This window comes from Christiangramia marina (genome assembly GCF_048285865.1).
Classification (GTDB): domain Bacteria; phylum Bacteroidota; class Bacteroidia; order Flavobacteriales; family Flavobacteriaceae; genus Christiangramia; species Christiangramia marina.
Genome location: NZ_JBLVTK010000001.1, coordinates 153,392 through 173,522, shown reverse-complemented (window position 1 = coordinate 173,522; position 20,131 = coordinate 153,392). Strand labels below are relative to the sequence as shown.

Annotated in this window: 23 protein-coding genes; 11 read left to right on the top strand and 12 right to left on the bottom strand. The window is 38.3% G+C overall.

Annotated elements, in window-relative coordinates; genetic code table 11:
- Positions 1-116: 116 nt before the first annotated feature.
- Positions 117-839, top strand: coding sequence for an NRDE family protein (locus ACNKXS_RS00850; protein ID WP_417919227.1), 723 nt, complete (start codon positions 117-119; stop codon positions 837-839).
- Here the strand turns inward: ACNKXS_RS00850 and apaG are convergent.
- From apaG to ACNKXS_RS00835, 3 genes are read right to left on the bottom strand one after another with little or no spacing between them, the layout of a single operon-like run.
- Positions 820-1,206 (bottom strand): Co2+/Mg2+ efflux protein ApaG, encoded by a 387-nt coding sequence (gene apaG, locus ACNKXS_RS00845; protein WP_026914360.1) that lies wholly within the window; start codon positions 1,204-1,206, stop codon positions 820-822. The two genes, ACNKXS_RS00850 and apaG, sit on opposite strands and share 20 nt — an antisense overlap.
- A gap of 5 nt (positions 1,207-1,211) precedes the next feature.
- Positions 1,212-2,306, bottom strand: a complete 1,095-nt coding sequence (locus tag ACNKXS_RS00840) for a DUF3667 domain-containing protein (RefSeq protein ID WP_417919226.1) — start codon at positions 2,304-2,306, stop codon at positions 1,212-1,214.
- Positions 2,307-2,315: 9 nt separating this feature from the next.
- Positions 2,316-3,566 carry a type IX secretion system plug protein gene (locus tag ACNKXS_RS00835; RefSeq protein ID WP_417919225.1) on the bottom strand — a complete coding sequence of 417 codons (1,251 nt, stop codon included), beginning with the start codon at positions 3,564-3,566 and terminating at the stop codon, positions 2,316-2,318.
- Positions 3,567-3,727: 161 nt separating this feature from the next.
- Between ACNKXS_RS00835 and ACNKXS_RS00830 the strand changes: the two genes are divergently transcribed.
- From ACNKXS_RS00830 to ACNKXS_RS00795, 8 genes are read left to right on the top strand one after another with little or no spacing between them, the layout of a single operon-like run.
- A complete protein-coding gene (locus ACNKXS_RS00830; RefSeq protein ID WP_417919224.1) occupies positions 3,728-5,071 on the top strand; it encodes a Na(+)-translocating NADH-quinone reductase subunit A in 1,344 nt (447 codons plus the stop codon).
- 13 nt (positions 5,072-5,084) lie between these two features.
- Complete coding sequence (locus tag ACNKXS_RS00825) at positions 5,085-6,275, top strand: NADH:ubiquinone reductase (Na(+)-transporting) subunit B (protein WP_295181932.1); 1,191 nt, start codon at positions 5,085-5,087, stop codon at positions 6,273-6,275.
- A 2-nt stretch (positions 6,276-6,277) separates the two neighbouring features.
- A complete protein-coding gene (locus ACNKXS_RS00820; protein WP_417919223.1) occupies positions 6,278-7,021 on the top strand; it encodes a Na(+)-translocating NADH-quinone reductase subunit C in 744 nt (247 codons plus the stop codon).
- A gap of 2 nt (positions 7,022-7,023) precedes the next feature.
- Positions 7,024-7,770, top strand: coding sequence for an NADH:ubiquinone reductase (Na(+)-transporting) subunit D (locus ACNKXS_RS00815; RefSeq protein WP_141878530.1), 747 nt, complete (start codon positions 7,024-7,026; stop codon positions 7,768-7,770).
- Positions 7,771-7,799: 29 nt separating this feature from the next.
- On the top strand, positions 7,800-8,414 hold the full coding sequence (gene nqrE, locus ACNKXS_RS00810) for an NADH:ubiquinone reductase (Na(+)-transporting) subunit E (protein WP_026914367.1): 615 nt from the start codon (positions 7,800-7,802) through the stop codon (positions 8,412-8,414).
- Positions 8,415-8,429: 15 nt separating this feature from the next.
- A complete protein-coding gene (gene nqrF, locus ACNKXS_RS00805; RefSeq protein ID WP_298247626.1) occupies positions 8,430-9,716 on the top strand; it encodes an NADH:ubiquinone reductase (Na(+)-transporting) subunit F in 1,287 nt (428 codons plus the stop codon).
- A gap of 42 nt (positions 9,717-9,758) precedes the next feature.
- Entirely contained in the window at positions 9,759-10,115 is a 357-nt protein-coding gene (locus ACNKXS_RS00800) for a Na(+)-translocating NADH-quinone reductase subunit F (protein ID WP_417919222.1), read from the top strand.
- A complete protein-coding gene (locus tag ACNKXS_RS00795) occupies positions 10,116-11,129 on the top strand; it encodes an FAD:protein FMN transferase (protein WP_417919221.1) in 1,014 nt (337 codons plus the stop codon).
- On the opposite strand, the gene ACNKXS_RS00790 is transcribed toward ACNKXS_RS00795, so the two are convergent.
- Genes ACNKXS_RS00790 through gpmI form a run of 6 tightly spaced genes read right to left on the bottom strand, consistent with a single transcriptional unit; the run spans position 11,107 to position 15,826 of the window.
- Positions 11,107-11,898 (bottom strand): class I SAM-dependent methyltransferase, encoded by a 792-nt coding sequence (locus ACNKXS_RS00790; protein ID WP_417919220.1) that lies wholly within the window; start codon positions 11,896-11,898, stop codon positions 11,107-11,109. The genes ACNKXS_RS00795 and ACNKXS_RS00790 overlap by 23 nt on opposite strands.
- A 3-nt stretch (positions 11,899-11,901) precedes the next feature.
- Entirely contained in the window at positions 11,902-12,465 is a 564-nt protein-coding gene (locus ACNKXS_RS00785) for an HNH endonuclease (protein ID WP_026914372.1), read from the bottom strand.
- A complete protein-coding gene (gene map / locus ACNKXS_RS00780; protein WP_417919219.1) occupies positions 12,458-13,273 on the bottom strand; it encodes a type I methionyl aminopeptidase in 816 nt (271 codons plus the stop codon). The genes ACNKXS_RS00785 and map overlap by 8 nt, the downstream gene beginning before the upstream one ends.
- A gap of 4 nt (positions 13,274-13,277) precedes the next feature.
- A complete protein-coding gene (locus tag ACNKXS_RS00775; RefSeq protein WP_417919218.1) occupies positions 13,278-13,682 on the bottom strand; it encodes a BT0820 family HAD-type phosphatase in 405 nt (134 codons plus the stop codon).
- 51 nt (positions 13,683-13,733) lie between these two features.
- On the bottom strand, positions 13,734-14,303 hold the full coding sequence (locus ACNKXS_RS00770) for a thioredoxin family protein (RefSeq protein ID WP_417919217.1): 570 nt from the start codon (positions 14,301-14,303) through the stop codon (positions 13,734-13,736).
- A 5-nt stretch (positions 14,304-14,308) separates the two neighbouring features.
- A complete protein-coding gene (gpmI, locus tag ACNKXS_RS00765) occupies positions 14,309-15,826 on the bottom strand; it encodes a 2,3-bisphosphoglycerate-independent phosphoglycerate mutase (RefSeq protein ID WP_417919216.1) in 1,518 nt (505 codons plus the stop codon).
- Positions 15,827-16,372: 546 nt separating this feature from the next.
- Here gpmI and ACNKXS_RS00760 point away from each other — a divergent pair.
- Positions 16,373-17,104, top strand: coding sequence for a murein L,D-transpeptidase catalytic domain family protein (locus ACNKXS_RS00760; protein WP_417919215.1), 732 nt, complete (start codon positions 16,373-16,375; stop codon positions 17,102-17,104).
- Here the strand turns inward: ACNKXS_RS00760 and ACNKXS_RS00755 are convergent.
- The 3 genes from ACNKXS_RS00755 to ACNKXS_RS00745 are packed head-to-tail and all read right to left on the bottom strand — an operon-like array spanning position 17,101 to position 19,587.
- A complete protein-coding gene (locus ACNKXS_RS00755) occupies positions 17,101-18,732 on the bottom strand; it encodes a L,D-transpeptidase family protein (protein ID WP_417919214.1) in 1,632 nt (543 codons plus the stop codon). The two genes, ACNKXS_RS00760 and ACNKXS_RS00755, sit on opposite strands and share 4 nt — an antisense overlap.
- A gap of 11 nt (positions 18,733-18,743) precedes the next feature.
- Positions 18,744-19,025 (bottom strand): GNAT family N-acetyltransferase, encoded by a 282-nt coding sequence (locus tag ACNKXS_RS00750; RefSeq protein WP_295179985.1) that lies wholly within the window; start codon positions 19,023-19,025, stop codon positions 18,744-18,746.
- 1 nt (position 19,026) lies between these two features.
- Positions 19,027-19,587 carry a ClpP family protease gene (locus ACNKXS_RS00745; protein WP_417919213.1) on the bottom strand — a complete coding sequence of 187 codons (561 nt, stop codon included), beginning with the start codon at positions 19,585-19,587 and terminating at the stop codon, positions 19,027-19,029.
- A gap of 38 nt (positions 19,588-19,625) precedes the next feature.
- Between ACNKXS_RS00745 and ACNKXS_RS00740 the strand changes: the two genes are divergently transcribed.
- Positions 19,626-20,078, top strand: coding sequence for a GNAT family N-acetyltransferase (locus ACNKXS_RS00740; protein WP_417919212.1), 453 nt, complete (start codon positions 19,626-19,628; stop codon positions 20,076-20,078).
- Positions 20,079-20,131 lie beyond the last annotated feature (53 nt).

The window sequence follows — 20,131 nt, the reverse complement described above, 5'->3', positions numbered from 1 at the left end:
ATTATTTCTAATTCCGATAAAGGTAAAAAAATTAAGTTGCACGCAATAACATCTGGCTTGCCTTTACTAAAGCTTAACTTTTTTTGTACATTTCCTTAAAATTTTGATTTTAAAGCATGTGCACAGTTACTTTAGTCCCCCGTCCTGAGTCTATGTCTGGCTTTGTATTAACTTCTAACCGGGACGAATCGGTTGGTCGTGAAACTCTTCCACCCGCATGGGAGCGCTTTGAAGGTGTAAGACAATATTTCCCAAAAGACAAACAGGCTGGAGGCACCTGGCTGGGAGTTAGCGAAAATTCCAGGTGTATATGTCTTCTGAATGGAGCTGAGAAACCACATGAACGCAAGCCTGAATATCGTAAAAGTAGGGGAGTGGTTGTTAAAGAATTTCTTGCCGCGTTTAGATTGCGATCATTTCTAAACAAATATAATTTTGATGGGATCGAGCCTTTTACAATGATTATTGTAGAATGGCATGATGGCCTATGTTTTCAGCAATTATTATGGGATGGAAAAAATTATAAACACGAATATCTTCCCATCACTCAGCATATATGGTCATCTTCTCCGCTCTATTCTGAAGCAATGAAAAAAAAGCGTAAAGAATGGTTTGATGAGGTAAGCGCTGAAGGTTATACTGCGGGGAGTCTATTGAATTTTCACAAAAGCGCAGGCAAGGGAAATAAGGAATACGGCCTCATCATAGACCGTGGGTTTCTTAAAACTCAAAGTATATCACAGGTTATAAATGGCCCTGATGGTATTCATTTTTCTTATCAAAATTTGATAAATAAAGATACCTCCGAAGAATATCTTACTAGTTTAAAGCAAAGGTAGCAGCAAGTCTGAAGGGTGGGATTCTAACCTGAAATTCATTCGTAGTTGTGAAATTGATCATATTATAGTATCCAGACATGGAACCAATGGGTGCGGTAAGTAAACAACCACTTTGGTACGTATGACTTTCACCTGGTTTCAAAACAGGTTTTTTTCCTATCACTCCTTCTCCTGAAACATACTCTATTTCACTTAAGGCATCTTTGATCTCCCAGAATCTTGACTTTAACTGAACAGAATCGTTACTTTGATTTTCAATAGTGATCTGGTAAGCAAAAGCATACTTCAGCTGGAAGTCCTTATAGAACTTTCCTTCGAATCTGGTTTCCACAGAGATCTTAATACCTTTTGTAACCTGTTGAATCATGTGTTTCAATAAATTGAAAAAGAAGCGAGCAATGAGATTATTGCAGCGACTGTGGCTAATGTAAAGAATATTAGGTTCAGGAGTAGAAACTTTAAAATCGTTTTAACACGTTTTTGTCCGTAGAAAAATCGCATCGCTTTGTATAAATAGAATAGGAATACAAAATTTGCCAGCGTTGTTAGTATTTCCCATTTAAAAACAATTTCCAGTATCAGTGCAAAGCTGTAGAGTACAAAAAACACCGTTTGCACGTGAAACGCAAAAATGAGGTGCTCCATATAATTAAAGTCCCTCCTTAAATACAGCAGCCAGATGAATAACGCGAAAACCGGTAAAAATATAAAGATGATAAAAGGTAACTTCCCTATAAAGTAGTTTATAAATAGCGCAGGGTCTTTTGAAAAGGTTCCTGCATCTACCGCCTTCTTATAGAGCCAGAGATTATAATTAGATTGTTCGTGCTTTAAACTATCCAGTGCCCGGGAAGCGGTAAAAATCCCTGTTTCATCCTGATAAGCATAGTATAGATCTGCTTTTTTGGCAAAAGCATTAATAAAGTTCATACTGTCCAGTTTTGGCTGACTCACAAGCTTTTCAGTATAAGTTTCAGTAAAAACATTATTCTGGATGCTGTCCAGACCAACATCATCGCTGGTCAATACTTTATTAATGGAATCCATGGAAGCCTTGCTCAATTCTTTACGGTCAAGTTTTGAAAGCAGGTTTTCGTCGCGGTCCTGTCGTCCAAAATTTTCGCTAGGATCCAGGCTAAGGCTAAAGATCAGAAAGAAGATAATGGAAACACTCAGGTAGAACCTAAAGGGATTTGCATACCTGGTCCTCTTTCCTTCCACATAATCTTTTGAAATCTTTCCTGGTCTGAAAAGCAGTATTCTTAATGTCCTCTGAAACCTGGAGTCGTAGGCAAATACTCCTGAAAAGAATTCATTAAACAGGTCTGAAAAGCTAAGTTTTTTAGTGGTATTCAATTGTCCGCAATTGGGACAAAACCGGTCATTTTTATCTAAAGGTAATTCACAGTTTAGACAATGCTGACCTCTATACTGGTAAGTTTCAATCCTATTTTCGATATCTGGCATATAAACAGCTTAATTACGAATGTTTCTTGAATTCGCACCTCCTGCACCAATCAATCTGTCATAACGTGCTCCCGGACTTCTGTAGTAGGCCAGGATTGTATAATTGTTCTCAGTTTCATCATAGTTTCCACTAATTGCTCCGTCTTCAATGCCGTCTGGACCTGTCACCACATATTTGTAGTTATAATATCCTTGCTTAAACAATCTTGCTAACTCATAATAACCGCTCTCCTTATTATATTCGAGCTTAGTGCTTTCGTCCAGTTGAAAATTATTGAACCCTCCATAAAGATGGATCTGTTTACCTTCAAGCGGATCATAATTTCGTAAAGTAAATCTCATCCAAACATAATCGGCTTCCAGGTCTGAATTTTCTGCAAGCACATTTCTAACCACAAAACCTCCGTTAATATCTGGATTGTATGTGTATGGGAGCCCGTCCCTGGTAATGTCCATAAACAGATAATGAACATATAATTGCTGCATGTCAACCTTGGCAATATCTGCATTGGTGATTCTTATTTCTTTATTGTCAAACTGAAGAAATTCGTTGCCACCCCAAAAGGAAGATTCAGTATCATAGCGATAGATGAGTTCGTTAGCGATGGTATATTGCGGTTTAAGATCTGTAATCGCAGTTTTTAAATTAAAATTCTGGATGAGACTTACCTTGACATTTCTGTTAGGATTCTTCAGAAGCAGATCTGGAGAATTAATACTGAAGTTTACGATTTGCTTTTCATCGATAAACTGAAGGTTTCTGGCTCTTTTTACTTCCGCAGTAATTTGCGCTACTGGTTCGTAAACCATAAATCTTCGTGAGAATACCTTTACTCTTTGCGTATTATAGATGCTAATCATATAGTTGCCCGAAACTTTGAGTCCGCGAACATTTTTATTCGGAATATCGAGCTCGTAATGAGTATAGGGTTGCAAAGTGTTTAGCGAATTCCGGTAATTGATAATCCTAACATCATCAAAACCCTCAAGATACTCGTTTTTAGTGAGCTGAGAAGGTGTCCAATCAAAATTATAATGTTCGATCGTGTAGTAGTAGTCAGCTTCGTCTCCAATGATATCATCAAAACTTAATTGAAGCCTGGCACCCAATCGAATGATTGGATTTCCTTTATTTTCTACGGAATCTCCCTGAAATATAATGGTTCTAATAAATGGAGGTGGCAGGGTTTCGTTAAAAACCTGGCCATAAATGCACGGCTGAAGCAGGTAAAATGTCAGGAAAATATTTAAGCCTTTCATAAAGTTGGAGTAAAAAGCAAAGTTAATAGAAATAAGCATTTTGCATCCATTTAATTTAACAGTTGACCAAAGTAAAATTCTGACATTTCTTGGGTTAAATGGAGTGAAAATTCTTAAATTTGCCCGACTTTAAACTAAAAATTTAACATACACTCCATCCTATGTCAAAAGACATTCGAATTAAAAGAGGATTATCTCTGCGATTAGAAGGGGCGGCGGAAAAAGAGCTTGTAAAGGCTCCAAGATCCAAAACTTACGCGATCAAACCGCCAGATTTTCACACTGTTGTGCCAAAAATGGTAGTAAAAGAAGGAGCTAAGCTTCTTGCAGGTGATGAGATTTTCTATTCGAAATATACCGAGGAAATTCGCTTTACTACACCAGTTAGTGGTGTTCTTAAAGAAATCAAAAGAGGTGACAAAAGAAGGATCCTCGAAATAATCATTGAGGCAGATCCTGCAAACACTTACCGTGAATTCAAAAAACTGGATCCTGCAAAGGCAGATGTGAAGGATATTCGTGAACTTCTTCTTGAAAGTGGTTGCGGTGCTTTTATCAATCAAAGACCTTACGACATCGTAGCAGATCCTAAGGATACTCCTAAAGCGATCTTTATTTCAGCGGTAACAACTGCGCCTTTGGCGGCAGATAAAGGTTTTATCCTCAAAGATAAGATCGCTGCATTCCAGGCGGGAATTGATGCGTTAAGTAAACTTACACCTGGAAAGGTTCATCTTTCTGTAGATGATTCTTCAGCTGAATTTTTAAAAGGAATTCAAGGTGTTGAGCTTCATCACGTAAAAGGAGCTCACCCTGCAGGTAATGTAGGTGTTCAAATTCATAAGCTTGACCCTATCAATAGAGGCGAGCGTGTTTGGACTGTAGGAGTAGAGGATGTCGCGATTATTGGTAATGTTTTTTTAACCGGGGAATATCGTGCTGAGCGTACGGTTGCTGTGGTTGGAAGTGAAGCTGAAAACAGAAAATATTATCAGACGATTATTGGTTCTAATGTTACAGATCTTATTGGTCAGGTTGCAGAAGGTACTCGTATTATCTCTGGTGATGTATTTACTGGAACTCAGTTAAGCAATAACCAGTATTTAGGATTCTTTGAGAACGAGCTAACGCTAATTCCTGAAGGTGACAATTACCGAATCTTTGGATGGTTACCATTTACCTATAACAACATACATTCACATTCCAGAACTTCGCTGTCCTGGTTGTTTCCAAATAAAAAATACACTCCAACCACGAATTTGAATGGTGAAGAGCGTGCTTTAGTGGTAACAGGTGAGATGGAAGAGGTTTTACCTATGGATATCTACCCGATGCAGCTTATCAAAGCGTGTATGGCTGGTGATATCGAGAAAATGGAAAATCTGGGAATCTACGAGGTTGCTCCTGAAGATTTTGCAACCGTAGAATACGTAAACACTTCCAAGATTGAGATTCAGGAAGTAATAAGATTAGGTCTTGATTTAATGATTACCGAAGTAGGTTAAAAAGCTGAAGAATATGGAATGGATTAGACAGAGATTAGATAAAATGAAACAGCCTTTTAGCAAAGGCGAGAAGTACGAGAAATATGCTCCTGCAGTAAATGCATTAGATACTTTCTTATTTACTCCAAATCATACTACACAAAAAGGGGCGCATATTCGTGATGCTGTGGATCTTAAGAGAACTATGATTACCGTGGTCATCGCTCTTATTCCAGCTCTTTTGTTTGGATTCTGGAATGGTGGATATCAATATCTTCACCAATTGCCAGAATATGCAAATGGTGTACCTTTTATAGATGCTTTCCTTCATGGTGCTGGAAAGATCTTGCCAATGATCGCAGTATCTTACGCTGTAGGTCTTGGAATTGAATTCGCATTTGCGATCTTTAGAGGACACGAAGTGAATGAAGGTTACCTGGTAACCGGTTTGCTTATTCCTATGATCATGCCAATTGATATTCCGCTTTGGATGGTAGCACTTTCAGTAGTGTTCGCAGTACTTATTGGAAAAGAAGCTTTTGGTGGGACTGGAATGAATATTCTGAATCCTGCACTTACGGCACGTGCATTTGCTTTCTTTGCTTATCCAACTTATATGTCTGGAAATAGCGTTTGGGTTAGTAACGCGTATGAAGTAGATGCAGTAACTGGTGAAACGATTCTTGGAAATCTTGCAGCTGGAAATGAGGCAGGTTATACACCATTAGATATGTTTTCTGGAATGATACCGGGATCTATTGCTGAAACTTCAGCGATTTGTATTCTGGCAGGTGCATTACTACTTGTACTTAGTAAAGTAGGTAGCTGGAGAATTATCTTAAGTGCATTTATTGGAGCTGCAGTGATGGGCTTGATCTTTAACGCACTACCTTCTTTAGGTATTGAAGGAAATAACTTAACTAATTTCCCATGGTATCTTCACCTTATTGTTGGTGGTCTTGCTTTCGGTATTGTCTTTATGGCAACAGATCCGGTTTCAGCAGCACAAACAATGAAAGGAAAATGGATCTATGGTTTCCTTGTTGGATTTATTTCAGTAATGATTCGAGTATTCAACCCGGCATACCCTGAAGGTGTGATGTTAGGTATTCTGCTTATGAATGTTTTCGCACCAACGATCGATCACTACGTGGTAGAATCTAATGTGAAAAGAAGAAAGAAAAGACTTAAAAATGCTAACCCTCAAGTAGAAACAGCAGTTTAGTTATGGAAGAAAAATCAGTAAATAAAACGAATAGCAACGGCTATACTTTCATGTTCTCTGTGATCATGGTAGTTGTAGTTGCCGCTGTACTTGCCTTTGCCGCTATCTCTCTCCAGCCAACACAAATGGAGAATGTGCGTAAAGAAAAAATGCAGAATATACTTTCTACTGTAGGAATTACTACCGACAGAGATGGAGCTAAGGAACTTTATGATAAGTATATCGTTGAAGAAGTAGCGATCACTGAAGATGGTACGGTAGATGAGTCTGTAGACGCATTTAAGGTTGATCTTGCTAAAGAGATCAAAAAGGATGTTGGAGAGCAGGTTTTTCCACTTTACGTGGCCGAAGTTGAGGGTTCCAGGTATTATATCGTACCTCTTAGAGGAAACGGACTTTGGAATGCGATCTTTGGATACATTTCTTTAAAAGATGATATCAACACCGTGAAAGGTGCGACATTTGACCACCTTGGGGAAACTCCGGGACTTGGTGCAGAAATTACAAAGCAGTGGTTTAAAGAGAAATTTTCAGATGAAAAGATCTTTGATTCCAATGGTAACCTTGTAGGAGTTTCTGTAGTCAAAGGAAATATTGATGTTTCAGATAAGGACGATAATCAGGTAGATGCAATTTCAGGAGCAACGATCACAGGTGATGGTGTTTCTGATATGATCTCAGAAAGATTAAAGCGTTATTTGCCTTATTTCGAGCAGCAAAAAGGATTTAAAGTAGCAACTAGATAGATATGGCTGAAGAGAAAAAATTCAACTCTGCTAAAGAGGAAGAAAAGAAACGGGAAATGATCCTATTCCTTTCAAATTCTGAAGAAAGGGAGCATTTTCTTTCCAAAGGAAATAGAAAATTACTTTCCGATCCTTTAGATGACAATAACCCTATTACCGTTCAGGTACTGGGAATTTGTTCTGCACTGGCAATTACCGTGCAGCTGGAACCGGCCGTAGTAATGGCAATCGCTGTAATGGTGGTAATGGCCTTTAGTAACATGATCGTTTCTATGTTAAGAAACCTTATCCCAAGTAGGATCAGGATCATTGTTCAACTGGTTGTTGTTGCTTCCCTGGTAATTCTGGTAAGTGAGATATTAAAGGCCTATGCTTTTGATGTTAGTAAGCAATTATCGGTTTTCGTTGGTCTTATTATTACGAACTGTATCGTGATGGGTCGTTTAGAAGCTTTTGCACTTGGTAACGGGATTTACAAATCTTTTCTTGATGGTATTGGTAATGCTGCAGGTTATGGTTTAATTCTGGTTGTTGTGGCATTCTTTAGAGAATTACTTGGGTCTGGAAAACTTTTTGGATTCGAAGTGTTAGGACATAAAGGAGCGACGATGGCCGAGTCTACTGGACTGTATGCTTTAGGATATGAAAATAACGGTTTGATGCTACTCTCTCCAATGGCTCTTATAGTGGTTGGATTGATCATCTGGGTACAACGTGCCAGAAATCGTAAACTAATCGAACAAAACTAATAGCTGTACAGCAAAAAAGTATATAAAGAATGGAATTAGTTAATCTATTTGTAAGAAGTATTTTCATAGAGAATATGATATTCGCCTACTTCCTGGGGATGTGTTCCTACCTGGCGGTATCTAAGACTGTAAAGACAGCTGTTGGTTTGGGTGCTGCTGTGATCTTCGTACTGGCGATCACTGTGCCTATCAACTTTCTACTGGATAATTACCTTCTAAAGCCTGGAGCACTTTCCTGGCTTGGAGCTGAATATGCAGATGTGGATCTAAGTTTTCTGAGTTTTATCATGTTCATTGCGGTAATCGCATCCATGGTACAGCTTGTAGAAATGATCGTTGAAAAATTTGCTCCGGCTCTTTACGGTGCACTTGGTATTTTCCTTCCGCTTATTGCGGTAAACTGTGCGATCCTGGGTGGTTCACTTTTTATGCAGCAAAAAGATTTTGGAGGAATTTCAGAAGCGATTACTTATGGACTTGGGAGTGGAATAGGGTGGTTTCTTGCTATTCTTGCCATTGCGGCCATCAGAGAGAAAATTGCATACTCAAATGTTCCTGCACCTTTAAAAGGTCTTGGTATCACGTTTATCATTACCGGACTTATGGCGCTTGGATTCATGAGTTTTATGGGAATTAAATTATAATCGTAAAAGAAGATTATGACAGTTATAATAGCTAGTGTAGTAGTATTCTTAGTCTTGATTTTGTTATTGGTATCAATGCTTTTAGGAGCTAAGGCCAAATTATCGCCTTCAGGACCTGTGACAATCAACGTCAACAACGAAAAAGATATTGAAGTAGGTTCAGGTGGAACCTTGCTTTCAACTCTTGGAGATAATAAATTGTTTCTGCCTTCTGCCTGTGGTGGTGGTGGAACATGTATCCAGTGTAAATGTATCGTTGAAGATGGAGGTGGAGCAATTCTTCCTACGGAAGAGCCACATTTTACCAGAAAGGAAATCGCAAATGGATGGAGACTTGGTTGCCAGGTTAAGGTTAAGCAAGACATGAAAATCACCATTCCTGAAGAGGTTTTCGGAATTAAGAAATGGGATGCAACCGTAGTAAGAAACTACAACGTTGCATCATTCATTAAAGAGTTTGTGGTAGAAATTCCGGAACCAATGGACTATAAAGCCGGAGGTTATATTCAAATTGAAATTCCTAAAACGGAAGTTAAGTTTGAAGACATGGATATCACCGCTCACCCTGAAGAACATGATGATCCGAATAAATTCAAAGACGAGTGGGATAAGTTTAAATTATGGCCATTGGTAATGAAGAATCCTGAGTTGGTTGAAAGAGCCTATTCAATGGCTTCTTACCCAGCAGAAGGTCGTGAGATCATGCTAAATGTACGTATTGCTACTCCACCTTTTGATCGTGCAAAAGACGGTTGGATGGATGTAAATCCTGGAGTCGCTTCTTCCTATATCTTTAGCTTGAAGAAAGGTGATAAAGTTGTTATTTCTGGACCTTATGGTGAATTCTTTATCAATGAAAGTGATTCAGAAATGCTTTATGTTGGTGGTGGAGCCGGTATGGCGCCAATGAGATCTCACCTTTATCATCTATTCAGAACATTAAAAACTGGCAGAAAAGTAACTTACTGGTATGGTGGTAGATCTAAAAGAGAATTATTTTATACAGAACACTTTAGAGCATTAGAAAGAGATTTTCCAAATTTCAAATTCTACCTGGCGCTTTCTGAGCCTGCAGAAGAGGATAACTGGAAAGTAAAATCTAATCTTGATGATGAAGGAGATGGTTTTGTAGGCTTTATACACCAGGTTGTAATCGATAATTACCTATCTCACCATGAAGAGCCGGAAGATATCGAACTATATTTCTGTGGTCCTCCATTGATGAACAAAGCAGTTCAGAAGATGGGTGAAGACTTCGGTATGCCCCCTGAGAACATTAGATTTGATGACTTTGGAGGATAATAATTTTAATCCCGCTTCGGCGGGATTTTTTTATCTTTGTATATGCCAAAATTAGACGAACAGGAATTACATAACCTGGCGATGAACATCGTTGGTAAAGATCTCGAGGAGAACGGGTATGAATTCTTAGGTGTAAATAGTAAACTAAGGCGTAATCCACAATTTGTGGCCTTAAAGGATACAAAATTGCACTTTGTCATTGTGAGAGCGATTGAATATCCAGATGACCCTAAGGCTTTCGACCCGGCTTTTATGAAAGACATAAAGGAACATGCCGAAAAGTTTAATGCCAGAACTTTCTATGCCGGCGTAGGACTTGCAAATTCTTCAGATTATGATAAACCAGTTTCTAATGAAGAAGATTATATTGTTAACTATTCTGGCTGGAAAGAATTTTAGATGAATCGAATTTCAATATTTATCATTACAGTTTTGACTTTGGTATCATGTGATTCTAAGGGTGGACTGGACATAGCTACATTCCAGGGTGAAGCTTTGGGAACAACCTATTCAGTTCAATACTTTTCAGAAGGCGAGCTTGACTTTACTAAATCTATGGACAGTATTGTTGATATTGTAAATGGATCTATGAGTACATACCAGCAGGATTCCGATATTTCCATGGTCAATCGGGGCGACTCCACTGTGACTGTAGATGAGCACTTCATTAAAGTATTTGAGGCTTCAAAAAAGATTTATTCTGAAAGCAACGGGTTTTTTGATCCAACGGTAGGGGTTTTGGTTAATGCCTATGGTTTTGGACCGGGAAAGGCTGTAACCGATCTTTATGCAGAGCGTCTCGATTCCCTGAATAAGCTGGTAGGCCTCAATAAAGTTAGAATCAACGAAGACCAAACTGTCTCTAAAGAGAACCCAAACGTTTATATCGATTTTAATGCGATAGCTAAAGGTTATACTATAGATATTATTGGGCACTACCTGGAAAATAACGGTGTATCAGATTATTTGATCGAATTGGGTGGTGAACTAAAAGCTAGGGGTAAGAATAGATCATCTGGTAAGGAATGGTTGGTAGGAATTGATAATCCATTACAAGAAGGTCCGGAAAGACAGTTTAACGCGAAGGTAATGCTTAAAAATGCTTCTATGGCAACCTCAGGGAACTATAGGAAGTACCGGGTTGACTCTCTTACTGGAGAACGTTTTGTGCATACAGTGAATCCAATAACCGGTTTTGCTGAAAAGAGCAATTTGTTAAGTGCTTCGGTAATTGCTGAAAATTGCATGATGGCAGATGGCTATGCTACAGCTCTCATGGCCATGGGTCTTGACAGATCGGCTAGTATGCTGAAGGAACTGAAATCTATAGAAGTGTACCTGATCTATTCCGATGAAAATGGAAGTATCAAAACCTATGTGACACCAGGGTTTAAATCAAATCTTGTGGACTAATAAATTTCTTACTGCAAACCGGTAATATTTCCCCTTTTGCAAGTCTGAATTTATCTACATCCTTGCTATTCATGTCTTTACTTAGAATTACTTCATTTACTTCAAAGCCTACTTCTCCTAATTTCTCAAAATAATCTCTGCCATAGATCCTAACATGGTCGTATTGTCCAAATATTTTAGCTCTTTGTTTGGGATCAGTAATACTATCATCCTGAAAGGTCTCAGCTCTGTTCAGGTCCTGTGGTATTTGCAGAATCGCAGTTCCGCCTGGTTTTAAAACCCGGTACAATTCTTTCATTGCTGTAAGATCATCTGGGATATGTTCCAGAACGTGATTACATAGAATAAAATCATAGCTGGAATCTGCAAATGGTAGATCACAAATATCAGCTTTGACATCTGCCAGCGGTGAATTTAGATCTGTAGTTGTATACTCAAGATTTTTCAATCTTCGGAAGCGTTTATAAAATGCCTGTTCTGGTGCGAAGTGAAGTACTTTGCGCTTTTTGGTAAAGAAATCTGTGTGCTGCTGAAGATATATCCAAAGTAGGCGATGTCGTTCCAGTGATAGAGTGGAAGGGGAGAGAACATTTTCTCTCTGATTCTCATATCCATATGGAAGAAATTTCCGGAAACTGCTACCATCAATCGGGTCAGTATATCGGTTGCCTTTAAGATAAATCTTTAAAAACGGCCTTATCAAGTAACTGGCTCTAATAAGTACGGGCCTGGGAATACTGTTTAAGGCCAGTTTAAAAAGATTGCTCATTGGCTATACTTCGATATCTCCCCAGTTTTCCCCCGATTTGATACGGTATAGCTGCATTTCGGATACTCCAAATTGCTTAGCCAGTACTCGGATACGGGTTTTCCTTTCAGGATCTAAAAGCTTTTTCTTAAGGATAACAGCCTGTGCGTAAGTTAATTTGGAGTAAGATGTTACTTTACGTAATCTTCTGTTTTCCTTATTTTCCTTTACCTTAGGACTGTTGTACTGATGTTGGACCCATTCATCCTTGGTGGCCCATGCCAAGTTAGAAACGCGATTGTCGTTCTTCACAAAATTCTTGTGAATCACGTACTGATCACCTTCTTTTTTCTCTAAAAACATTTCAGCAATAATGCGATGAATGTAGTAAGTTTTGTGCTTACCATTCTTCAATTTTACCGCGAAGTTTAAATATCCACCTACTTTTCCGCCATTCATCAAGTCTCCTTCAGGGTTTTTCAGATAACTGATCATCCTTCCGAAATTTGAGACTTTGTAGATAAAGCGGTCTTCCCAGGAATCTTTGTGTAGGGTTTTCCAGATTTCCTGTCTGTAACTTTTAATCATAAACTTTTGCTCTAAATTCGTCTTCTTCTGTTGAATTAATTTTTAATGATTCATAAATGTATTTAAATGTTGATAGTAATTCTGGTTTGCCGTCTATCAATGCGACATCGTGCTCGAAGTGAGCACTGGGTTTATTATCGGCGGTTAGGATTGTCCAGCCATCGGGCAATTGTTTAATCCTCTTGGTACCAAGGTTGATCATAGGCTCTATCGCTACGACCATTCCTTCTACAAATTTTTTACCTCGGCCACGTTTACCGTAGTTAGGCATTTCGGGATCTTCATGCATCGTTTTTCCTAGCCCATGTCCCACTAGTTCGCGAACTACTCCATAACCGCGGTCCTCAGTATATTTCTGAATTGCATATCCTACATCACCAACACGATTTCCTGCTTTAAATTCTCGAATTCCTTCATAAAGGGATTCTTTAGTGACTTTCAATAATTCTTCAACCTCAGGAGCGATCGTTCCTACTGCAAATGTGTAGGCATGATCTCCGTAGAAGCCGTTTTTCAAAGCTCCACAGTCAATACTTATAATATCGCCTTCCTGTAACGGATTATTGTTAGGTATCCCGTGCACTACCTGTGCATTAGGACTCATACATAAAGAATTGGGAAAATCATAAAGTCCCAAAAAACCTGGAACAGCACCATGATCACGTATGAATTCTTCTGCAAGTTTATCTAATTGTAGGGTAGTTACACCTGGTTTAATTTCAGGCGCCAGCATTCCAAGAGTCTTGCTTACAATAAGCGCACTTTCTCTTAGTAGTTCAATTTCTTCGCTGGATTTTGGTATAATCATACTTTTAAAATCTTCTAAAGAGACCTGATCTCTTCTTTTTACCGGTTCCGGTTATTGTTTTATTTAACGTAAGTGATTGGTAAATCTCTCCCCAACCTTTCATTCCGCCGTAATTACGATCGTCTATAAAGATATCAGCTAGAATCTTTCTGCTAATACTTTGGTCAAATTCTTCTTCCGGGTAACTACTATTTATTGCGTAAAACTTTAAACCATTCTTTTCACAGAAGGTAACCGCATCGTCAAGCTTTTCTCCACTTCTGTAAGTCCAGAGGATTAATCTGTGACCTTCTTCTTGCAATTTCCGAAGAGATTCAAAGGCAAATAGTAAAGGTTTTCCAATTTCTGGAAATCGGTTCTCTACGATCGTACCGTCGAAATCAACTGCGATGGTAAGAGAATTAGGCATATACAAAATTAGTTATAATTTTTCAATTACAGGGTTTGCAACTTTTTCTTGCTACTCTGCGTAAGAATTTTTGTACTCCTTGCCGCTTACGATCCTGGCAATGTCTTCTTCTATGCTTTCACCCTGGGAATATTCCACAAAACGATTTACTTCTTCACCGTCTTTGTAAAAAACTATTGTAGGCACTCTGGTAACTTCCAGGTCTTGCTCGATGCCAGATGGTGTTGTTTTATTTCTATCTACAGCAACTAGTTGGAGATTGTCGTAATCATAGTCTGCTTCATCAAGAATTTTCAGGAACTTAGGCAGTTCGCGTTTGCTGTCACCGCACCATGTACCCATAAGAACCTTAATTTCGTAGTCTCTTATATTTTCGTTGATCGTAGCCATTTCATCGGTATCTGGTTTAAAGTTTTCATACCTCGAATCAAACCAGCTATTGAATGGTGCTTGTTGCAATTCTTCTTTTGTAAAATCACCTAGCAACATATCCTTTTGGGTTTCCTGTTGATCAATTGCTGTATCTTCAATTTCATCCATGGCCACATCCTGATTAGAATTATCCATTTTGTTTCCACAGCTCACAGCCAAAGCTGCGATGATAATTAAAAGCTTCTTCATAAAAATTATATTAAGGGGTCTTCGGTCATTAGATCTGGTTGGGTAATTCCCATCAGTTTTAATATAGTCGGAGCGATATTACCAAGCTTACCATCCTTTATTGATTTTACATCTTCATCCATTAAAATCAGGGGAACTGGGTTCGTCGTGTGAGCAGTATTCGCACTACCATCTGGATTCTTCATCGTTTCACTATTCCCATGATCTGCAATGATAATGACAGAATAGCCATTTTCAAATGCAGTTTCAGCTACTTTTTTAGCGCAAATATCAACAGTTTCACAAGCCTTGACAGCAGCATCAAAATCACCGGTATGACCAACCATATCCGGATTGGCGAAATTTAGACATATAAAATCGGCCGACTCTCCCTCTAATTCAGGAACGATTTTGTCTGTAATATCATACGCGCTCATTTCCGGCTGAAGGTCATAAGTGGCAACTTTCGGGGAGTCGCACATTAGTCTTCTTTCGCCAGCAAAAGGTTTTTCTCTACCTCCAGAAAAGAAAAAGGTTACGTGAGGATATTTCTCAGTTTCCGCAATCCTTATTTGTTTCTTGCCCTCATATTCCAGGACTTCTCCTAAAGTCGCTTTAATATTAGATTTCTGAAAAATGACATTTACATTTTCAAACCTGTCGTCATATTTAGTCATGGTGACGTAATATAAGGTCAGCTTTTTCATGTCATATTCAGGGAAATTATCTTGTGATAGTGCCTGAGTTAATTGTCTCCCACGATCTGTCCTGAAGTTAAAATAAATTACTACATCCTTTTCACTAAGCTTGGCAACAGGGTTACCATTATCATCCGTAAGTACTATAGGATCAATGAATTCATCAGAAATATCACTATCATAGCTTTTCTGAATTTCAGATAAGATATTCTGGGTGCTTTTTCCTTCACCTTTTACAATCAGGTCGTATGCTTTTTCAACTCTTTCCCAACGGTTATCCCTGTCCATTGCATAATACCTACCAATAACAGAGGCAAGTTCAGAATTTGTAGATTCTAAATGAGGGAGCAAATCTTCTACAAAACCTTTACCAGAATGTGGATCTACATCACGACCATCGGTAAATGCATGGACATACTTTTTCTGTACACCAGCTGCATCAGCTGCAGATAAGAGTCCTTTTAAATGGTCTATATGAGAATGCACTCCACCATCACTAAGCAGTCCCATAAAATGGATTGGCTTGTTATTCTTGACCGCATAGCTAAATGCCGACTCCAATACTGGCTCATCTTTCAAAGTGTTCTTTTCCACCGCCATGTTGATCTTCACCAGATCCTGGTAAACAACTCTACCGGCTCCAAGATTCATATGTCCAACCTCACTGTTCCCCATCTGTCCCTCTGGAAGACCTACATTGAGCCCATCGGTTCTTAAGGTAGCGTGTGGGAATTTTCCAGGTAGCGAATCCATAAAAGGAGTTTTGGCTTTAGCCACTGCAGATATTTCATCATTAGGAGAAATACCCCAGCCATCCAGGATCATTAGGAGAACTTTCTTATTCATAGATAGTCGTAGTTTAAGCGATAAAGATAAAAACAATTAGAGGGAATGGCTGAAGGGCAGACTATAATATTTTATTAAATCTAAATTCGACGGAGCGTACCGGATGATTAAAAGCTTTGAAGATCAATATCTGGATAGAATTCCTGGAATTCCGTCACCTTCAAATAAGCAAAGATGATCAGCTACTTCTCTGTTAGAAGTCACGGCTAATCCACGACTTATATAATTAATAACTCCAAAGAAAATGTGTTTAATATTATTCGAAATATTAGAGAAATGAAGGTTTCTAATAACCTTAACAAAAATTCACTCTTTAAATCTACTTATCGTTTAATAATTTAACATATTCCGATCGTCCCTTGGAACAATGTTTTAATTTCCGTAGCGTTTACCAAAAGCAGGCAAGACTTTATTTTTTGGGCAGTTGATATAACTTTCAGTATCAAATCTTGTTAAAATTCAGCTGAATTCGAGATTAGTTCCAAAATTTTGTATGTTGGCAAGACTTTTGGATTTATTTAACAAATAACCTAAAACGAAAATTATATGAAGTATAGAATTATGACAGTGATCGGGGTACTAATTTTCTCATTCGCTTTCAGTAATGCATCTGAAATTGACAGTTCAAAAGAGATAGTAATTGAGACAGAGCCAGTGGAAGAGGTTGAACTAACTTCCGAAGAAAAGACACTCGCATTATATGAAAGTTTTTCTTTGAAAAACAGTACGATGCCAGAATTATCGGTTTTCGAAAAAGCGATCAAAGGCTATCAAAAATTGGATGAAGCTGGAAAAGTCAGAAATTCTTTATTAACGGTCGTAGATTTCGATCTTTCTTCAACTAAGAAGAGAATGTGGATCCTTAACATGGATACAGAGGAGGTTGAATATAATACTTATGTAGCTCACGGAAAAAATACAGGTGCAGAATTCGCAACCAAATTCTCTAACACAGTAAATTCACTTCAAAGCTCCCTTGGTTTCTATGTCACAGGGGAAACTTACTTCGGTAAAAACGGACTCTCATTATTCATTGATGGAATGGAAAAGAAATTTAATTCCAATGCCAGAAAACGATACGTTGTAATTCATGGAGCAGATTATGCTGAACCTCAATTTATCGATAGACTTGGAAGACTAGGAAGAAGCTATGGTTGTCCTGCCGTTCCTAATACGGTAGCTAAGGATTTAATCCATAAAATTAAAGGCAAGTCGGTTGTTTACATTCATCGTTCTAATGACAAATACCTGGAAACTTCCACTTTTTTAAATTCTTAAGCCTTAGGCTTTAGTAAATCCCAAAGCTTTTTATCAAGATCGTAGATATCATCAATAAACCTGGTGGTATCTTTTTTTTGATAAGTGGTCCAGTAAAAGTGATGTACCTTGATTTCTTGCTTCATAGCGATTTGCGTTGTCTTGCCAGATTTTAGAATCTCATCGATCTTCTCATCATCGTATTCTTTCTGATCCTCAATCAGGTATTTAGCAAGGTCGAGTACATTTTCAACTCTTACACACCCAGAACTTTGAGCCCGGGCATTTTTTTCAAACAAACTTTTAGAAGGTGTGTCATGCAGATAGATCATATATTCATTTGGATAGATAATCTTGACAAGTCCTAATGGATTCGATGGTCCTGCCGGCTGCCGGTAAGTATAAGATCGCGGGCTGGAAGAACTCCAATTCACTGAAGAAGGATTTACTTCCTGACCACTACGGTCATATATCTTGATATTCTTCTTTCTTAGATAACCTACATCTCTGGAAGCTCCCGGAATTACATCATTTTTCATGATGGTAGGAGGAATGGTCCAGGTTGGATTATAGATGATATAATCGATCTCATCCGAGAAAACAGGTGTTTTTCTTGCTTCAGTTCCCACCATAGTTTTGTGACTTCTAATAGTATCTCCATTTTTAACCACGTAAAGTTCATAATCAGGGATGTTTACTATAATATAGTGCTCACCAAGATCCCTAGGATACCATCTCCAGCGTTCCATGTTAACCAGAATTTGATGATACCGGTCTTCGGTTGTAAGATTTAGGTTTTCGATAGTAGTGTTACCTATCACGCCATCAGTGTTTAGCCCATGATCTTTTTGAAAATCTTCCAGTGCAGTTTGTAATTCTTTAGTGTACCGGGTTCCAACCGAGTCCGGACTCTTTGTGTAGTAACCAAGCTCAAAAAGCCTGCTCGCAATATCCGGGACTCTATCATTGTTTTCGCCGGGTTTTACAAGTTTGCCACTGGCGATCACAGTGGAGGAATTTTCTTTAATTCCATCATCTCGATAATTCTTAAGTGCTTTCTTTAAGCTTTTATACACAACATGACCTGGAGCCAGTTCTGCAAGAATAGATGAAGCTTTTTCACCCTTTTCCAGTTTTTGTAATAAACTTTCAATATTTACGGTGTTAAGCTCTGTACCCCAGATTTCGTAAATTTCTTTAGGGTTAAGTTTACCAACTGCAAGATCATGAGCAAGATCAATAAAAGCATCGGTAAGAAGAATTTCAGCTCTTAAATTTTGTTCTTCATTTTCACTGTTGAGTGAGGATAACAATTGTTGTAATTCTTCACCATGATAGTCTTCAAAAAATAGCCCATCATACTCGATGGTTTCAATACTACGGAAAAGGTCTTCGCGAGCTTCCTTGTCATTCCATAAAGGCATGAATTCCCTTTGCTTGTAAAAGGAATTCACGCTTTTAAAGTTGTTTAATTTGGTAGAAGTGCTATCGATATCTTCGAAGTAATCCTCTATGTCGTCTTGCGAAGTTAGTTCTTTGATCTCTTCAACTTCGTTACGCTCTTCGATACCTTCTAGCTTTGGTTCGTCCTTGCAGGATATGCCTATCATCCCAAAGATCAAACCAACAAGGAGTAGTTTAATTTTCATTCCAAATGAAACTAAGAAACTCGAACATCTGAATACTCAGGGTTTTCATCGAATTTTACTTCAGCAAATGGACAAAGAGGATCGATCTTTAGATTGTTCTTACGAGCAAATTCAACGCTTTCCTTCAGCAGGCTTGAACCAATTCCCTGATTCTCCATTTCTCTCTTCACCTCGGTATGATCTATTGTGATGACATTACCTTTTTTGTGATAGGTAAGTTCAGCAACAAGGCTATTTTCTTTCTCAATATAGAACATTCCGCGGCTATCGCTTTCTTTATGTTTTATCTCCATATTATTTTCTAAAAATTCCGTCTACTATTCCGTAATCCAAAGATTCATCTGCATCCATCCAGTAGTCGCGATTAAAATCCTTAAGGACCTTTTCTGTAGTTGTTCCGCAATTTTCAGCAAGGATCTCTGCACTAAGATATTTGGTTTTAAGTATTTCATTAGCCGCGATCTCAATATTTGAAGCCTGACCTCTTGCTCCGCCACTAGGTTGGTGAATCATCACCTTGGCGTGCGGTTGTATAAATCTTCTTCCTTTTTCTCCTGCGGAAAGTAATATAGATCCCATGGAAGCTGCCAGTCCCGTACAAATTGTTGAAACTGGTGATTTAATGCTCATGATGGTATCATAAATAGCAAATCCATCGGTCACATAACCACCCGGGCTATTGATGAATAACTGAATCTCGCCATCTCCCATCAGGTCAAGATATTCCAGCCTGTCTATGACATGTTTTGCAGTTTTATCATTGACCATTCCCCAAAGATAGATTTTGCGTTCTTCCAGAAATTTATTGTCAATTAGATCCTGGATCTTTCCAGGCTTATTCTTAGATGTATCCATAATTCTTATTTGTAGTACTTGAAGTAATAGATAAAAATATGACTATTTTTACGGAAAAGGCAGGTATGCAACTGGCATTTAACAAGATTTTAAAAACTGATTATTACTTAGTTCTGCCTTACCTGGAAAAACTGCAGTCCCAGACGTTGCCACCAGAGATTTTGAAGGAAAGATTGCTTGAAATGTTTGAGCAGAATTACGAGTGTTTTGGTATCTATAAATCTGGAAAACTTGTAGGTGTTTTTGGATTATGGTTCATGACCCGGCATTATGCGGGAAGAACCTGCGAAGTAGATCATATTTATATAGATGATGACCTGCAGGGCTTGGGTGTTGGGACACAGTTATTTCAATATATAGAACAGTATGCGATCAAAAAGCAGTGTGAAACTATAGAGCTTAACAGTTATGTAGAAAACTTTAGATCTCATAAATTTTACATGAATCTTGGTTTTGTAATTCGCGGATATCATTTTCTAAAAAAACTTTGATTTCCTTTGAACATAAAAAAGAAAGCATTTATATTTGCCGCCGCATGCGGGAG

What these genes read in the sequence shown, in the direction of transcription:
- gpmI (WP_417919216.1), bottom strand. Translation starts at nt 15,826, where the DNA reads ATGAATAAGAAAGTTCTCCTAATGATCCTGGATGGCTGGGGTATTTCT.
- nqrF (WP_298247626.1), top strand. Translation starts at nt 8,430, where the DNA reads ATGACAGTTATAATAGCTAGTGTAGTAGTATTCTTAGTCTTGATTTTG.
- ACNKXS_RS00755 (WP_417919214.1), bottom strand. Translation starts at nt 18,732, where the DNA reads ATGAAAATTAAACTACTCCTTGTTGGTTTGATCTTTGGGATGATAGGC.
- map (WP_417919219.1), bottom strand. Translation starts at nt 13,273, where the DNA reads ATGATTATACCAAAATCCAGCGAAGAAATTGAACTACTAAGAGAAAGT.
- ACNKXS_RS00775 (WP_417919218.1), bottom strand. Translation starts at nt 13,682, where the DNA reads ATGCCTAATTCTCTTACCATCGCAGTTGATTTCGACGGTACGATCGTA.
- ACNKXS_RS00850 (WP_417919227.1), top strand. Translation starts at nt 117, where the DNA reads ATGTGCACAGTTACTTTAGTCCCCCGTCCTGAGTCTATGTCTGGCTTT.
- ACNKXS_RS00785 (WP_026914372.1), bottom strand. Translation starts at nt 12,465, where the DNA reads ATGATTAAAAGTTACAGACAGGAAATCTGGAAAACCCTACACAAAGAT.
- ACNKXS_RS00800 (WP_417919222.1), top strand. Translation starts at nt 9,759, where the DNA reads ATGCCAAAATTAGACGAACAGGAATTACATAACCTGGCGATGAACATC.
- ACNKXS_RS00840 (WP_417919226.1), bottom strand. Translation starts at nt 2,306, where the DNA reads ATGCCAGATATCGAAAATAGGATTGAAACTTACCAGTATAGAGGTCAG.
- ACNKXS_RS00790 (WP_417919220.1), bottom strand. Translation starts at nt 11,898, where the DNA reads ATGAGCAATCTTTTTAAACTGGCCTTAAACAGTATTCCCAGGCCCGTA.
- apaG (WP_026914360.1), bottom strand. Translation starts at nt 1,206, where the DNA reads ATGATTCAACAGGTTACAAAAGGTATTAAGATCTCTGTGGAAACCAGA.
- ACNKXS_RS00795 (WP_417919221.1), top strand. Translation starts at nt 10,116, where the DNA reads ATGAATCGAATTTCAATATTTATCATTACAGTTTTGACTTTGGTATCA.
- ACNKXS_RS00740 (WP_417919212.1), top strand. Translation starts at nt 19,626, where the DNA reads ATGACTATTTTTACGGAAAAGGCAGGTATGCAACTGGCATTTAACAAG.
- ACNKXS_RS00770 (WP_417919217.1), bottom strand. Translation starts at nt 14,303, where the DNA reads ATGAAGAAGCTTTTAATTATCATCGCAGCTTTGGCTGTGAGCTGTGGA.
- ACNKXS_RS00830 (WP_417919224.1), top strand. Translation starts at nt 3,728, where the DNA reads ATGTCAAAAGACATTCGAATTAAAAGAGGATTATCTCTGCGATTAGAA.
- ACNKXS_RS00815 (WP_141878530.1), top strand. Translation starts at nt 7,024, where the DNA reads ATGGCTGAAGAGAAAAAATTCAACTCTGCTAAAGAGGAAGAAAAGAAA.
- ACNKXS_RS00825 (WP_295181932.1), top strand. Translation starts at nt 5,085, where the DNA reads ATGGAATGGATTAGACAGAGATTAGATAAAATGAAACAGCCTTTTAGC.
- ACNKXS_RS00760 (WP_417919215.1), top strand. Translation starts at nt 16,373, where the DNA reads ATGAAGTATAGAATTATGACAGTGATCGGGGTACTAATTTTCTCATTC.
- ACNKXS_RS00820 (WP_417919223.1), top strand. Translation starts at nt 6,278, where the DNA reads ATGGAAGAAAAATCAGTAAATAAAACGAATAGCAACGGCTATACTTTC.
- nqrE (WP_026914367.1), top strand. Translation starts at nt 7,800, where the DNA reads ATGGAATTAGTTAATCTATTTGTAAGAAGTATTTTCATAGAGAATATG.
- ACNKXS_RS00835 (WP_417919225.1), bottom strand. Translation starts at nt 3,566, where the DNA reads ATGAAAGGCTTAAATATTTTCCTGACATTTTACCTGCTTCAGCCGTGC.
- ACNKXS_RS00745 (WP_417919213.1), bottom strand. Translation starts at nt 19,587, where the DNA reads ATGGATACATCTAAGAATAAGCCTGGAAAGATCCAGGATCTAATTGAC.
- ACNKXS_RS00750 (WP_295179985.1), bottom strand. Translation starts at nt 19,025, where the DNA reads ATGGAGATAAAACATAAAGAAAGCGATAGCCGCGGAATGTTCTATATT.